At 42.0% G+C, this 15,160-nt stretch carries 16 protein-coding genes; 4 read left to right on the top strand and 12 right to left on the bottom strand.

The window, feature by feature from the left end:
• Positions 1–10: 10 nt before the first annotated feature.
• Positions 11–2,083: a TonB-dependent receptor family protein gene (locus CK503_RS09160; protein WP_095606510.1), complete on the bottom strand. Its 2,073-nt coding sequence runs from the start codon at positions 2,081–2,083 to the stop codon at positions 11–13.
• Positions 2,084–2,252: 169 nt separating this feature from the next.
• On the opposite strand from CK503_RS09160, the gene CK503_RS09155 reads away from it, so the two are divergent.
• Both CK503_RS09155 and CK503_RS09150 read left to right on the top strand, forming a co-directional pair.
• The gene (locus tag CK503_RS09155; protein ID WP_095606509.1) at positions 2,253–2,573 is read left to right on the top strand and encodes a DUF2752 domain-containing protein; all 321 of its coding nucleotides are present in this window, start codon (positions 2,253–2,255) and stop codon (positions 2,571–2,573) included.
• On the top strand, positions 2,566–2,910 hold the full coding sequence (locus tag CK503_RS09150; RefSeq protein WP_095606508.1) for a TM2 domain-containing protein: 345 nt from the start codon (positions 2,566–2,568) through the stop codon (positions 2,908–2,910). The genes CK503_RS09155 and CK503_RS09150 overlap by 8 nt, the downstream gene beginning before the upstream one ends.
• Before the next feature lie 3 nt (positions 2,911–2,913).
• On the opposite strand, the gene CK503_RS09145 is transcribed toward CK503_RS09150, so the two are convergent.
• The 5 genes from CK503_RS09145 to CK503_RS09125 are packed head-to-tail and all read right to left on the bottom strand — an operon-like array spanning position 2,914 to position 6,703.
• On the bottom strand, positions 2,914–3,756 hold the full coding sequence (locus CK503_RS09145) for a DUF5777 family beta-barrel protein (protein WP_141239910.1): 843 nt from the start codon (positions 3,754–3,756) through the stop codon (positions 2,914–2,916).
• Between the two features lie 12 nt (positions 3,757–3,768).
• Complete coding sequence (locus CK503_RS09140) at positions 3,769–4,326, bottom strand: YceI family protein (RefSeq protein WP_095606506.1); 558 nt, start codon at positions 4,324–4,326, stop codon at positions 3,769–3,771.
• A 33-nt stretch (positions 4,327–4,359) separates the two neighbouring features.
• Positions 4,360–4,851, bottom strand: coding sequence for a c-type cytochrome domain-containing protein (locus tag CK503_RS09135; RefSeq protein ID WP_095606505.1), 492 nt, complete (start codon positions 4,849–4,851; stop codon positions 4,360–4,362).
• 46 nt (positions 4,852–4,897) lie between these two features.
• Entirely contained in the window at positions 4,898–6,169 is a 1,272-nt protein-coding gene (locus CK503_RS09130; RefSeq protein ID WP_095606504.1) for an outer membrane beta-barrel protein, read from the bottom strand.
• Positions 6,170–6,175: 6 nt separating this feature from the next.
• Positions 6,176–6,703: an RNA polymerase sigma factor gene (locus CK503_RS09125; protein ID WP_255233373.1), complete on the bottom strand. Its 528-nt coding sequence runs from the start codon at positions 6,701–6,703 to the stop codon at positions 6,176–6,178.
• A 331-nt stretch (positions 6,704–7,034) separates the two neighbouring features.
• On the opposite strand from CK503_RS09125, the gene CK503_RS09120 reads away from it, so the two are divergent.
• Together CK503_RS09120 and mltG are read left to right on the top strand one after the other, a co-directional pair.
• Positions 7,035–7,757, top strand: coding sequence for a Bax inhibitor-1/YccA family protein (locus tag CK503_RS09120; protein ID WP_095606503.1), 723 nt, complete (start codon positions 7,035–7,037; stop codon positions 7,755–7,757).
• 20 nt (positions 7,758–7,777) lie between these two features.
• A complete protein-coding gene (mltG, locus tag CK503_RS09115; protein ID WP_176466267.1) occupies positions 7,778–8,848 on the top strand; it encodes an endolytic transglycosylase MltG in 1,071 nt (356 codons plus the stop codon).
• Here the strand turns inward: mltG and CK503_RS09110 are convergent.
• From CK503_RS09110 to efp, 6 genes are all read right to left on the bottom strand, one after another.
• Complete coding sequence (locus CK503_RS09110) at positions 8,845–10,608, bottom strand: ABC transporter substrate-binding protein (RefSeq protein WP_095606501.1); 1,764 nt, start codon at positions 10,606–10,608, stop codon at positions 8,845–8,847. The two genes, mltG and CK503_RS09110, sit on opposite strands and share 4 nt — an antisense overlap.
• Positions 10,609–10,680: 72 nt before the next feature.
• Positions 10,681–12,231 carry a glutamine-hydrolyzing GMP synthase gene (guaA, locus tag CK503_RS09105; protein WP_095606500.1) on the bottom strand — a complete coding sequence of 517 codons (1,551 nt, stop codon included), beginning with the start codon at positions 12,229–12,231 and terminating at the stop codon, positions 10,681–10,683.
• Positions 12,232–12,277: 46 nt separating this feature from the next.
• Complete coding sequence (gene gcvH, locus CK503_RS09100) at positions 12,278–12,658, bottom strand: glycine cleavage system protein GcvH (protein ID WP_095606499.1); 381 nt, start codon at positions 12,656–12,658, stop codon at positions 12,278–12,280.
• 15 nt (positions 12,659–12,673) lie between these two features.
• Entirely contained in the window at positions 12,674–14,020 is a 1,347-nt protein-coding gene (accC, locus tag CK503_RS09095) for an acetyl-CoA carboxylase biotin carboxylase subunit (RefSeq protein ID WP_095606498.1), read from the bottom strand.
• 14 nt (positions 14,021–14,034) lie between these two features.
• A complete protein-coding gene (accB, locus tag CK503_RS09090; RefSeq protein ID WP_095606497.1) occupies positions 14,035–14,538 on the bottom strand; it encodes an acetyl-CoA carboxylase biotin carboxyl carrier protein in 504 nt (167 codons plus the stop codon).
• A gap of 9 nt (positions 14,539–14,547) precedes the next feature.
• Positions 14,548–15,123 carry an elongation factor P gene (gene efp / locus CK503_RS09085; protein WP_095606496.1) on the bottom strand — a complete coding sequence of 192 codons (576 nt, stop codon included), beginning with the start codon at positions 15,121–15,123 and terminating at the stop codon, positions 14,548–14,550.
• Positions 15,124–15,160: the final 37 nt, after the last annotated feature.

Here is a 15,160-nt window from a genome sequence, read left to right as displayed (position 1 = left end):
TTATTGATTTTTAAAAGTTTAACGAAATACCTGCCTGCCAATTTCTGCCGGGGGCCGGTTCAAAATATCGGCCACCAAAAGCATTTACGGTAACAGATCCATTGTAACGAGTATCAAATAGATTGTTAATATCTATAAAGGGTTGGACCTCAACATCTTGCGTGCTAAAAAGCTTTTGAAAGCTGAATGAACCATCGAACACATGGTAAGCATCATTTTCGGCAGTATTTCGATTATCAGCCATATAACTGCTTACATGCTTATAGGTGAGCGAAAGTAAAAAGTTCCCGGGCGTCCAGCTTGCTTTTCCATTCAACCGAAAGGGAGCAATGCCCGGCACTTCGTTGCCTTTAAGTGAATCAGGTTGCACCTCTTTAAATGTGGCATTTGTAACCGTTGTAGTGGCCGATAATTTTAAATCCTGATGAATTTGCCATCCGAGTTGTGCTTCTATACCGGTGTGGCGGGTTTCTCCCTGGTTTCGATAAAAGGTTGGCCCGTCAGTTTCAAGTTGGTAGGGGAATAGCAGATCGTCAATCCATAGTCGATAGAATGTTAAATCGTACGTAAGGGCACTGGATTGGATATGGCCTCTGATTCCGGTTTCTAAACCGATTGTTTGCTCGGGTTTTAATTTGGGGTTAAAACCGTTGCCGCCGCCGGGCCTGTTAACCAGTTCAGTGGTAGTGGGAGCTTCAAATGAGGTGCTCACATTCGCAAATATATTTTGATTGCCCGGGCGGTAATTAATTCCCAGACTTGGACTTACCGACTTGAAAGTACGATCTCCGGATTGTGATGCGGTGTTGGCATCCGTACTGAAGTTTATTCTATCGTACCGCAGGCCACCCAGAATATTGAATTTCCCTAATGAATAGGTTGCGGTAGAAAAGACAGCTTGGTTCCACACTTTTTCAACTTGGTCAACCGTAGTAGCACCTCGTTTGGCATCTCCCGTATTTTGAAACTCTTCTCGATCGTCGTTTTGGAATTTGGTTTCAATCCCCATTTTAATTTTAAGCTGATCCCACTCCTTATCGAAAGTCGTTCGCAATCCGCCGGCGGAACGGTTAACAGTAATAATACCAAAGGGGAGAGGGTTATTCAAATCACGATAAATGCCATAACCGGTGATATCGAACGTGCCTGCACCGGTTTCAAGCATGTATGACAATCCTGCTTGCTGTTGGGTTAATTGTTTGCCGGCACCCGCATCAACGAAAGAAGATACTGCATTGGTGGGATTATTTTCAGCATCCTGCGCGGTTAGGGCACTTGGGTGCTGGGCTTTGGGCATGTTTATAATAGCTGTCTGATATTCAAGTCGACTCTTGGAAGTAAGATTAACAGCACCCGTAACCCCTGATCGAAATACCTGGGCGGCACTGTAATCCCGGTATCCATCGGTATTCAAGTAGCTGGTATAGCCCGTCATTTGATGTTTTGAATTACGAACGGAAAATTCTCCTTCAACTTTTTGCGTTCCAAAGGAGCCGCCCATTGTTTTAAGGCGGAAACTATTGCCCTGTTCAGAACGTGCTTTGGTAGACAAATATAAAACACCACCGCTGCTGTTTCCCCAATAGGCTGCTGCAGGGCCTCGGAGTAGCTCAGCGCGACGGATAAACGAAGGATCTACAATATTGAGCATGGTCTGCCCATCGGCTACTGTTAAAGGCATATCATTGAGTACAACCTGGACGCCGCGAACCCCAAAGGCAGCACGCCAGCCCACACCCCGAATCGTTAGGCGTTCCCCCAATGCATAATTTTGACGATCACTAACCCAAATGCCGGGCATTTGCTGGCTAATATCTTCCAACGACAGCGTAGCAGTGCCATTTATTTCCTCTAAATTTCTCGAGAGGGTACTCAGGGCTACCGGAGCATCCGATGAGCTGACAACCGAATGCATGGCCGTAACTTCAATAGGATCAAGATCAACCTTTAAGCTGTCATCAACCTCTTGGGCATATGTGGTAATTGAAAGGGAGACAAATAAAGCTGTGCATAAAAGAAGATAACGGGCGAACGTATTTAAAAGATGAAAAGAATAACGGTTTCGTTGGGTTTGATTAGTCATGCTGTTTATTGGAGATTTAATCGTCAGATAATTCAGAGGTGTTAACAAAGCGAGATAGATAGTAATTCCTGGTTTTGAGTTCCAATCAAATAAAAATTTCTTACACTTTTAACTTTTATTTACTTCTTTATTGTAACCTCAGTTGATAAACTCTCGTACTTCTACTGTGATGAAAGAATCAATAGGATATGTATACCGTAATTATTTTGAAATTACAGCCTTTTGTGTGGGGCTTTTGTTGATGGCGTTTATGGATCCGTATACGACCACTGGTCCGGGGCTGTGCTTGTTAGAAAACATGAATTTCCCGTATTGTCCGGGCGATGGATTGGGTCATTCGATATCTTTTATATTTCGAGGAGATTTTAGTAATGCATTGCAAGCAAATATGTTAGGTCCTTTTGCTTTGATTACTTTATTGGGAAGGATTTTTTATCTGTTTTCTCAAAACTATTTAAACTATAACAAAACTGGAAAATATTATGGCTAATATGATAGATTATTTACCTGAACTTGAGGGAGACGAAGCGGCTTATATCTCAAAAGTGATGGAGTCTATGGATGAAAAGTCAGCCGACAGATTTGCGAAAGTTTATAGAGCTCGAAGGCAAGATCCACAGACGATATTGTTGACGGCACTCATTGGCTTTTTTGGTGTAGCAGGTATTCATCGATTTCTCGTTGGCCAACTGGGGATGGGGCTGTTATATCTGTTTACTGCGGGACTCTGTTTCATTGGGACAATAGTGGATGTTATCAACTACAAGAATCTGGCTTTTGAGCATAATAGGGAGGTTGCCCGGGAAGCTGTTTCGCTGATCCAATAGTAGTTATAAGCCAAATATTCTGTTGACGTTGAAACCAAAGCGAAAATCTCCTGTCCAGAATTGCTCGCGATTTTGGGCCATCGTGTACTGTTCCAGATGCCATCGGGTAGAGGCGAAAAACAGCTGGAATACATGTCCGCCGGTCTGGATATTTAATCCCAGTGAAAAGGCATTATTTGTGTTTGGGTTCTTTTCTCCGATCATGGGATAGTATTCTGCCATAAAAGCAAAACGTTCGGACAGATTTATTTGGGTTCCCATACCAACAGAAACGAGATGATTGTTATCTCCGCCATTGACAGAACCGAAATACCCATACATAGGAGTTAACTGTAAACGGATCTGTTCACTAACTTTCTTTGATATAATTGCAGATGTAAATGTACTTATGTCATCCTTAAAAGGTTGCCTGTTTTCTTGGGTAACTATTCCGAGATCTCCTTTTAAAGATATGCTGATCGGTTTTGATCCATCCGTATTTTGTCGCATTAAGGCATATTTTGTTCGCAAGTCAACTACGTTGAAGAGCGAAGACCGTCCAATGCCTACCGACCAGTGATCAGTAAGGCCATAATCGAGTCCCAGACGGACATTCTGTACATTATCCAGTCCAAAAAAGTTTTGGATGGGATTGGTGGTAGCAATTCCAAAACTGTGCATAATAGTAACATTAAGATTTCCGGCCGGTAAATGTTCAGTAGTGGCTTGTGATATAAGAGTTGGCGACCAGAATGTTTCAACCGGTTCTACAGTTTCTGCACGTTTTCTTTCCATCTGAGCAATGCTCTGCATTGAGAAAAGAAGTAAAATAATGGGCACCAATAACATTTTCAGTTGTACTCTCATAAGTTTTGAAAATTAGTTGGGGGTTAATGTGGCAGAAATAGACACGTCTATTTTTTCACTAACGCGATAAAACAAAATGCCGGGAGGCTCAATATTATAATCTTTCATGTTAAGGGTCCACGAAGCCTCAACATGAATTCCTTTCGGTACTTTTTGAAGCGTGCCGGTAATTGTTGTTTGTTTTGATACTCCATGAATGGTGAATTCGCCTTCTACCGTAACTTCTTGCGGTTTATCAGTAATGGAGTTTAAATCCGATACTATCTTGCCATAAAATTCTGCAAAGGGATATTTTTCAGCCTCGAGTGTTTTTAGCATATCGTTGTCTCGCTTTCCGATTCCGGTTTCCAGGGTATTCACATCTACATAGAAATCTACGATGGAGTCATTTAGCGCTATTTTTCCTACCAGGTAATCCGATACTCCCGTAAAAGAATGCAGGGGGACTGAAGAGTCAAATTCCACATGTCCCGATTCAGTCATATAACTCTGCGCAGAGCCCGATATAGGAGCGGTAAGAAATACGAGTGCAAAAAAGAATCCGGATAATATGTAAGTGGCTTTGCTCATCAATTGTTTAGCTGTTAATTACATTTTAAATGATTAGTTGTCGGGCGCACCGTCTTCAATCCAAGCCCTGATGGAATCGATATTTGCCTGAGATAATGGGTCGCGCTGATAGGGCATGCGCTGGCCTTCTTGTGGATCCGGCTCAATTTTATCTACCAGCGGACTTTCATCGGGATTGCCGGGATTAATCACCTTTTCCTCATATTGAGTTCCTACGCTATTCATGGCATCATCATAGGAATTCAAGTTGACACCGCTTTCTTGAGTCCCGGAATCATGACATCCACTTCCGGCGCAAGAGGCTTGAAAAATGGGAGAGATGTCCTGAGAGAAACTTACTTTCCGATCCGGATCAGGGTCGGGATCTTGATCGGGGGCAGGACCAGTGCTGTTGCCATCTCCACCACAGGAAGCTAAAACAAGGCTGAAAAAGCAGATGCAAATTATAATAAGAAATCTTGACTGAACTGAGATACGATTAATGAACCATGTATCATTTATGTAGAATGAGTTTGGTTTTTCCATTGGTAACCTCCGATTTGGGACTCATGGTATTTAGGTGATTATAGCATCAAAAGATGTTGTAATTAACCGAGATAAATGATCCCATTGAGTAGAGTTTGACATTACCCCAGCCGACTTCTCGCATAGGAACTTTGATAAATGGTTCAACGCGTAAACTGATATTTTTTCTGAGATCCATTTCATATCCCAAGGATAAAACAGCATTACTCATCCAGTGGCGGGTACCGGTGCGTTCTTGCCAGCGTTGCTGCTGTCCGGTCGAGTAGCTATTATATTGGAATTGATAATCTTCATTGAGCATGATGTATGAAGAAGCCCCGCCGGTCACAAAAAGTTTTGAATTGTGGAAGTGCATAAGGTTGTATTTTAAGCTAATCGGGATATCGATAAGAAGACATCGCCCAACAGTTTCTTGGGGTGCCCCTCCGTATGACCAATATCCCTCGGGGGGATTATAATCATTTCCGCCGGCCGTGTATTGTACCTTAGAATGTATTGCCCCGACCGAGAGGGCAAAATTTTTGGAAATATGGTATTCCACAGATAATCCAATTTTATAACCGGGATCATAGAAATCCGAAATTCCACCAACGGTGCTGATATCCGGTCCCCCCATAAGACCTACCGTTAATTGAGGGGATTGGCGCTCGAGAGGCTGGTTAAATACATTAGAACTTGTTGGTGTATTGTTAACAAAAGTTGACCGGTAAAGGGTATTAGTAGGAGTTAAATTATTGCTGGCAAAACCAAGGGCTTCAATACCAACACGGATATCTCCGGTAGAAAGCTTGGCTGATTCCGAAAGCGTTGCCAAATCTATTGGTTCCTGATACGAATCTGCGATAGCGAGTTGCCGCTGCGAATTATTATTCGTGTTATCATCCCTTTGGGATTCGTATCGATTGTTTTGAGATACGTCGGCAATATTTTCGGGACTTTGATCAACATTTGACCTGTCTTCAGGTAGTGTATATGATGGATTATCAGGAAAAGAAAAATAGAAAAGCTCATCAGGTGAAATTCCCAAAGGACCATTTTGGGGATTGGCGGTCTGTTCACTTCTTGTTATTCGTTCATTGAGCTGATTTATTTTTTGTTGTTGATGATAGGTGTAGTATCCCAAAACGGAAAACAGCAAAATAACGGCAGCAGCGGTTATATAGCGTTTCCAATAATTCTGAGAGTCTTTGTTAGCTCCTTTGGCATCAAGCCTGCTTTCGAGCTTACGCCAATCTTCTTCCTTATACTCTATATCGTATTCACGAACCTTCTTTCTGAAGAATTCTTCAAGGGGATCGTTATGTTGTTCGTTACCCATAGTATTTTAGATAAAATTTTTCTCTACGATCGACTGCAGATTCTTTTTAGCTTTCGCTAAATTTGATTTTGAAGTACCAACTGCAATATCGAGCGTATCGGCAATTTCCTTATGCTTAAACCCTTCTATTACATAGAGATTAAAAACCGTTCTATAAGCGGGGGTAAGCTGTTGGACCATTTCTATAATCTCATCATAAGACATCCCGCTTAAGACTTCCTGTTTCCGGGCGGGTTTGTGATTTATTGATTCCAAATCGGTCTGCTGAAGCTTATTCTGGTTTTTGTGATATTGATTAATAGCTGTATTCACAATTATTTGGCGTAACCAAGGTTTAAAAGGACGATTCGGATCGTACTTTTCGATATTGGTAAAAACCTTCATAAAAGCATCATTCAGCACTTCTGCGGCTTGTTCTCTGGAGTCGGCATACCTCAGGGTAATGCTCATGCCATAAGCATAGAACATTTTGTAAAGCTTCTTTTGGCTTTTTCGCTGCCGTTTTCGACAGCCTTGTATGATCTTTTTGATCAAAACAGAACCTATCCCATTTAATAGTTTTTTATCTCTTCTAATTAATTATACAAGACTTTTAGGGAAAGGGTTGCCTCTATGTTTGAAATAATTTGAACAACGAGGAGGGTAGGGATAAAATAGAAGCTCCCGGCCGATCAAAACCGAGAGCTCTTTCTATAGGGCATTTGGAGTTAGGTAACTCCAAATTATTGCTCTTCCAATTGTCATTACGCATAACTAAACACATTGTTACACGTAAAATGGATTATAATTTTTGACTTCAAATATTGTTATTCCTACCAGTGAGGTTGTATATTAGACACTCAAAATTTCAAACATAATTAGTTATATGAGATCCGGAAATCCTACGCTAAGCGAAAAGACTTTTCAAAATTTAGATAGAACAGCTGCCCCCTCAGAAGGCACCATGACGGTAAGCGGTACCATTAATAAAACGGGGATGCTCTTTCTAATTCTTCTTTTGGGAGCATCTATAAGCTGGTACCAGCCTTCACAGTTGCTTATTTGGGGCGGGGCCATTGGCGGATTTATTGTCGCGATGGCCACTATTTTTAAAAAGGAATGGTCTCCATTTACAGCACCGCTATATGCCGGACTGGAGGGATTATTCCTGGGCGGGATTTCAGTTATGTACGAGGCCGCTTATTCTGGGATAGTCTACAATGCTATTTTATTGACACTCGGTGTTTTTGCGGCTATGCTTTTTGCTTATCGTTCTGGTATGATACAAGTGACTAAAAAGTTTCGGACAGGCGTTGTAGCCGCAACAGGTGGGATTTTCTTAGTTTATATAGCCAGCTTCGTATTAAGCTTTTTTGGGATAAATATAAGCCTGATCCACGGTTCGGGATTTATGGGCATTGGGTTTAGTCTTATCATAGTGGGGGTTGCTGCCTTAAATCTTGCTCTTGATTTCGATATGATAGAAAAAGGAGCCGAGGCAAATGCTCCCAAGTATTTTGAATGGTATACGTCATTCGGACTTATGATTACTCTTGTCTGGTTGTATATCGAAATACTTCGACTTTTGTCTAAACTGCAACAGCGTTAATCACTTAATTGCGGTTTATTTTGCTATCTAAACAATTTGTCCCAGTTTCTAAAAATGAATTTATAGTTGGTACGATATTATTATTGGTAACTGCTTTTTCAGTTGCCGGTATGAGATGGGCCACACTTTACAATGGACAGGCTATATCATCTGATAAACCAGCGCATTTGTACTTAGATAAGCGTACCACCCTCGATGAATTATCGAGTATTCTGGTCGATTCATCCTATGTAGAAAGTGAGGAAGAACTTAGATGGGCAGCTAATTTATTGGGGTGGCGAAACTTTCAAGCGGGTCACTATTTGATTGACGAGCCATACGAATACGAAGAATTTCTTTCCAAGCTGGCCCGTGGGATTCAGGATCCGGTTTCAGTGACTATTTTACCGGGTAGAACTAAGGGAGATATCGTTACTAAAGTTGCCAATCAACTACAGTTTGATTCACTTACTTTTCATCAAACGCTTAAGGATTCAATATTTATTGCCAAGCATGAACTCGACCAAAAAGATGTTGTTGGCAGGTTATTTCCCAATACCTATTCAGTGTATTGGACCATCTCCCCAGAATCCTTTTTTAAGCGCATTTTAAATGAGTTTGATAAAGCAGTGATTGAGTCTGAGCAGGAACAAATGGAGGAATTAAATCGATCGGTAGATGAGATTATTACCCTGGCCTCAATTATTGAATGGGAGGCTCGAAACAGGGAGGAGAAAAGAACCATTAGCGGACTTTATTGGAACCGGCTAAACAGGGGCATGCGTTTGCAGGCAGATCCCACCGTGAATTTCGCCGTAGGGGAACGCAGGCGCCTGTTATATGAGGATTATCAGGTTGATCATCCCTATAACACTTATTTGTACCGTGGATTACCACCCGGACCCATTACCAATCCTGATTTAGTATCTATTAGATCGGCACTTTATCCCGAAGATCATGACTATTTATATATGGTAGCAACTCCAAAGGGGGAACATGCTTTTTCAAAAACTTTTGAGGAGCACAAACAGAAAAGTGCCAAATGGCGAAAGTGGTTACAAGAGCAATACCGAATCAAACGAAATAACGAGCAAAAACAAAACGGGAATTAATCCTGTTTTAGCACTGGGCGAATTCCATTCTCAGATATTTCAAAGATTTTTACTTCTTGATTGATATGACTGCCTTTAAAATTAATGTTGCTGATAATCCCTTTGTACATTGGTTGTGTCTTTAAAGCATTCTTCAAATAAGCCGAGTTTTCGATGCGGTTAAGAGTCTTTAAAACGTACGAGGCAACATCGTAGCCAATCATGGCAAAACGGTTAGGTTCGGTATCAAAACGTTTTTTGAATGTTTTCCTGAACTGCTCCACTCGCTCACTCTTTTCATCGATATAATAACTCTCCGAAAAATAAACAGGCTGATTTTCAAGCTGAATTTCAGGAATATTAAAATTACCCCATTCTTGTGAGCCCAGTATCGGAATATCGCTACCCATTGCCTCCATATCTACCAGAAGTAATTCGGCAAGGGTAGAAGCGGCTTGTCCTGTAAACGGTGCATAAATTCCATCTAACTGATGGTGATTTTTCATTTTATCTATTTTTGCACTGTCGGTGGTAAAAAATTTGGTATAATCAGTAAGATCGTATCCTTCTGATTCCAGATCTTCAACAAAGAAATGCACAACTTTAGCCCCCAGCTTTTCAGCTTTGTCTCTAAATGCAAAAGCTGAAGCTTCTCCCAGAGAATTTTTCTCTGCAAACACTGCCAAGGTATCCATCTTCATATTTTGGACCGCGTATTCAGCCATTTTACGTCCATGAGAGGCAAATGTAGGATTCGCTTGGTATACAAAAGGATTGTCCACATTCAGTGTGTCTGAATTAGCCAAAGGAGCTATCAATGGAATCTGGTACTGCTCAGCCAAGCCGGCCATCTTGCGAGCCGGTTCCGAAAATAGCGGACCCAATACCACATCAGCATGATAATTCCAAGCGAGATTGGTCATAGCATGACCGGCAGAATCCATATTGGCCGCCGTATTTTGATGCCTGATAAATGCTTTTTTATTAGCCTGTTGCTGGTTGAATTCTTCTGCAGCTAATACATATCCAAAGTGTAATCCCCGGGCCACTTCGAATTCAGAACCGGAATCGGAGTGGGAGGGTAGGGCAGCACCAATATCATAAACAATTCCCTCGGGGGCTTTAACCTGATTGCCATATCTGCGTTCAGTTGCATAATTCACGGAATCAGAAAGGGTTTCGGATAACTCGCGCATGTTCGCACTGGTGGTATCAATTTTTGATTGAACAAGTTGAGCATAAAGGGTACGAGCATCTTCAAGAGGCACTGATCCGATTGCTGCTTCAATCAGGTCGTACTTTATTTCTGGGTCCTTAGCCTGTTGAAAGGCACTTTTTCGTTGATCAAGCGTTAAATAGCCTAAAATTTCGTTATAAAGCTGACGTCCATTAGTTACCAGCTGCGTTTTTACGGATTGATCTTTTAATTCATATAGTCGATTAAGTGCATCGCCATACAATCCAAGCTGAAAGTCAACCAATGCCGTGGTATATTCTGCCTCAAGATAGATTTCATCCTCAGCTTCTTGGCTAACTTGATTTAAATATGTTTTAGCCGTCAGGTATTGGCCAAGGCTGTAATATGATTTTCCTGAAAACAACCTTCCCTGAGGAGTATCAATATCATTAAATATTTGTAAAGCCTGTTCAAAATCTCCCTGCTGGTAATATTCAATACCCTCATCAATAGATTGGGCATGAACGCTGATGGGCAGATATATCACAAAAATGGTGATTAGTAAAAGATGTAACGGAAATTTATTTGGGATCGAAAAAATCATGATTGAATAATAATTAGGAGCAGTATCGGTGTTTCTTATACTAACTAAATTTCAGCTGTTTTGTTCTCAAATTTATTCCCACTCTATAGTAGAGGGGGGTTTTGAGCTAATATCATAAACAACGCGGTTGATACCGCGAACTTCGTTTATGATTCGGTTCGATACATGTGCTAAAAAGGGATGGGGCAGATGAGCCCAGTCGGCCGTCATGCCATCAACACTGGTAACCGCTCGTAAACCTATGGTAAATTCATAAGTGCGTTCATCTCCCATAACGCCAACACTTTGTACTGGAAGCAGTACAGCAAGGGCCTGCCATACCTCATCATAAAGATCATTTTTCCGTAATTCACTGATAAAAATGTCGTCAGCCTCTCGAAGTATGTCAAGCTTGGGACGATCGACATCAGAAATAATACGGATTGCTAATCCCGGGCCGGGGAAGGGGTGGCGTTTGATAAAGTGTTCGGGAATCCCAAGTTCACGACCTACATTGCGAACTTCATCTTTAAAAAGCTCACGGACCGGTTCAATGAGATCGAGATTCATCTCTTCGGGCAAACCGCCAACATTGTGATGTGATTTGATTGTCGCCGAAGGTCCCTTAAATGAAATACTCTCGATCACATCGGGATAAAGCGTACCCTGGGCAAGATATTTATACGAATCATCGTGGGCAATGGCTTCATCGAATACCTCAATAAAGGTTTCACCGATAGTTATTCGCTTCATTTCGGGATCTACAACGCCCTTAAGTCGTTCCAGGAATTTATCACTGGCATCAATTCCTTTCACCGGCAGATGAAGTTGGTCTTCATAGATATCCAGCACGTCCTGGAATTCATTTTTTCTCAGTACACCGTTATCCACAAAAATGCACTGCAGCTGATCGCCAATGGCTTCATGTACCAGAGTGGCTACAACGGTGGAATCAACGCCACCACTTAGCCCGCAAATAACGCGATCATCACCCACCTTTTCTCTTATTTCTTCGATAGTAGATTCTATGAAGGATTTAGCAGTCCAGCTTCCCTTAAGATGACAGATTGAATACACAAAGTTTTGGAGAATTTGACCTCCATAAACGGTATGTACTACTTCAGGATGAAATTGGACTCCATATATAGGTTTTTCGTCGTGACGTACTGCGGCTACGTGAGCATTGTCGGTATGGGCAATAACTTCATAATTCGAGGATAGTTCTTTGATATGATCTCCGTGACTCATCCAAACGACGGATTCTTCGGGAATCTCTTTCAACAGGTCTGTATTGTCATCAACGATAAGTTCTGAACGGCCGAACTCACGTCGATCTGCTTTTTCTACACTGCCCGATATTTCATTATGAGCCAGAATCTGTAAGCCATAACAAATCCCTAAGACGGGAACATCCCAATTAAAAATATCTTCATTTATATTAGGGGCATTTTCATCATTTACGCTGCTTGGCCCGCCCGAAAGAATAACGCCATTGGGCGGATTATCAGCAAAGGTTGCCAGGTCTTTGTTAAAGGGATGAATTTCGCAATAAACGTTTAACTCTCGTACACGACGGGCAATAAGCTGAGTGTACTGAGATCCAAAGTCGAGAATTAGTATCCAGTTTTGTGGGCGGTGTTGCATAAAAAGAATCAAATAGAAAAGGCACCCAGTAGGGTGCCAGTGTAAATTAAGCTACGATTTCTTTGTATTCGTCGGGCGACATCAGGTCATTGAGCTGAGCTTCGTCTTCAATGGATATTTTAGCCATCCAACCGTCACCGTAGGGATCGTCATTCACAAGTTCGGGCTCCATTTCCAGCTGCTCATTGATCTCAACAATTTCACCTGCAATGGGAGCAAAAAGCTCTGATACTGTCTTGACAGCCTCAACAGTCCCAAAGACCTCATCTTGCTCAAATTCAAAACCTTCCGGTTCCATTTCAACAAAAACAATATCGCCGAGTTCGCTTTGGGCAAAATCGGTAATACCAACGGTTGCCGTGCCGTCACCGTTGTCTCGGATCCATTCGTGCTCTTTGGTGTATTTTAAATCGGTAGGGTAGCTCATATTGGATTATCTAAATCAGTTGTCGGGATTAAATTTAAACTCTTCTAAATACTTGGTGTTAAAGGTTCCCTTCTTAAAGTTTTCATCTTCCATCAATTGAATATGATAGGGGATAGTGGTTTTAACACCCTCGATGATAAACTCTTCCAGTGATCGCTTCATCCGTTTTATAGCTTCCTCTCGAGTAGGGGCACTTACAATAAGTTTGCCAATCATAGAGTCGTAATGAGGAGGAATGCGATATCCGGCATACGCATGTGTATCAACGCGAACACTGTGACCGCCGGGGGTATGAAATACCTCTATCTTTCCGGCAGAGGGGCGAAAGTTATGCTCCGGATCTTCGGCATTAATTCGGCATTCGATAGCATGACCGCGCATTTTAAGCTCTTTCTGTTCCATCTTTTTGCCGGCGGCAGCTTTAATCTGTTCAGCTACAAGATCATAATTGGTAATTTCTTCAGTTACCGGATGTTCGACCTGTATCCGAGTATTCATCTCCATGAAATAGAAGTTGTGGTCTTTATCGACCAAAAATTCTACCGTACCGGCGCCTTCATAATCAACAGCCTTTGCTGCATTAACTGCGGCATCCCCCATTTCTTTACGTAGTTCGGGTGTCATAAGGGGAGAGGGGGCTTCTTCTAAGATTTTTTGATGTCGACGCTGGAGCGAACAATCTCGTTCTCCAAGATGAATTACATTCCCATGTTGATCAGCTAAAACCTGTATTTCAACATGATGTGGGTCCTCAACAAATTTCTCTATATATACATCGGGATCGTCGAAAGCTGTTTCAGCCTCATTCTTACACATGCTGTAGGCTTGCTTAAGGCTGCTCTCCTCTTGCACTACGCGCATTCCGCGTCCGCCACCGCCCGATGATGCCTTAATAATACAAGGGTATCCGATTCCAGCACATATTTTTTTGGCTTCCTCCAGGCTTTCTACAACACCTTCACTACCGGGAACGGTAGGGACGCCGCTGTTTTCCATCGTTTCTTTGGCCATAGACTTGTTTCCCATGGCAGCAATACTTTCGGGAGCCGGACCAATAAATTTAATATCGTGCTCGGCACAAATACGTGAAAACTCTGCCTTTTCAGATAAAAATCCATAACCGGGATGAATGGCATCGGCATTGGTAATTTCTGCGGCTGATAAAATATTAGGGATTTTGAGATAGCTTTCTTTACTGGGAGGGGGTCCAATACAGACCGCTTCATCAGCAAATTTAACGGGCAGGCTGTCACGGTCGGCTGTAGAAAAAACAGCAACCGTGGGAATCCCCATCTCTTTACATGTACGAATGATACGAAGTGCAATTTCGCCTCTGTTGGCGACAAGAATTTTGTTAAACATGAATTTTACTGATTTTACCCGATGATAAATAAAGGTTGATCGAATTCCACTGCTTCGCCGTCTTCAACAAGAATCTTTTTGACCTCTCCGGAATAATCCGACTCTATTTCGTTCATAATTTTCATGGCTTCAACAATACACAAGGTTTCCCCTTTCTCCACTGAATCACCCACTTTAACAAAGGGATCGTCGTCGGGTGAGGGTGCACGATAGAAAGTCCCTACAATAGGTGATTTAACCACATCGCCGGATGGTTGACTGTCGCCACCGGAGTCTCCTGATTCTTGTCCGCCAGAAGATTGCTGGGGCTGCTGTTGCGGAGCCTGCTGTGGTTGAGGTGCTTGCTGAGGTTGAGCGGGAACCTGGTATTGCATCGGCATTTGCTGTGGTGCCGCTGATTCTTTGATATCAGGTTTCTTTTTAACCTTTATTTTAAAATCCCCTTCTTCTATAGAGACTTCATTGACTTCACTTTTGGCAATGAGGTCCAGAAGATTTTCAATTTCTTTTAAATCCATGATATAAAATTAGTTTGATGTTACGCGTTCAATATATTCTGACGTTCGAGTATCTACTTTTATTTCTTCACCTTCGTTGATAAAAAGTGGTACCTGCACTTTGGCGCCCGATTCCAATGTTGCCGGTTTGCTTCCGCCGGTAGCAGTATCACCTTTGAGGCCGGGACGAGTTTTAGCAATTTTTACCGTAATGTGATCCGGCGGCTGTGCATACAAAACTTCTTCGTTATCGACATCAATCACCAAAGTGCACACTTGTCCTTCGGCAATAAATTCTGATTTCTTGACATTTTCTTGTGATACAGGCAATTGCCGATATGTTTCCTGGTGCATAAAATAATGAAGATTGCCATCCTTGTATAGGAACTGATAGGGCTGATGTTCCACCCTAATTTCTTCGACATCTTCACCAGAACGGAATTTTTTCTCGATATTCTTTTCGTTAACAACGCCTTTCAGTTTTGTGCGCAAAAAAGCACCGCCCTTACCGGGTTTTACATGCTGATAGTCAATAACCTCATAAAGCTCATTATTGAGCTCAATAACCATTCCAGTTCTAAAATTTGATGTAGAAACTTTTGCCATAAACCTTAATTAATAATCTTCAAATTCAGTGCCCAAA

This window comes from Fodinibius salipaludis (assembly GCF_002287075.1).
GTDB lineage: Bacteria > Bacteroidota > Rhodothermia > Balneolales > Balneolaceae > Fodinibius > Fodinibius salipaludis.
This window is presented reverse-complemented; position numbering and strand designations above follow the sequence as displayed.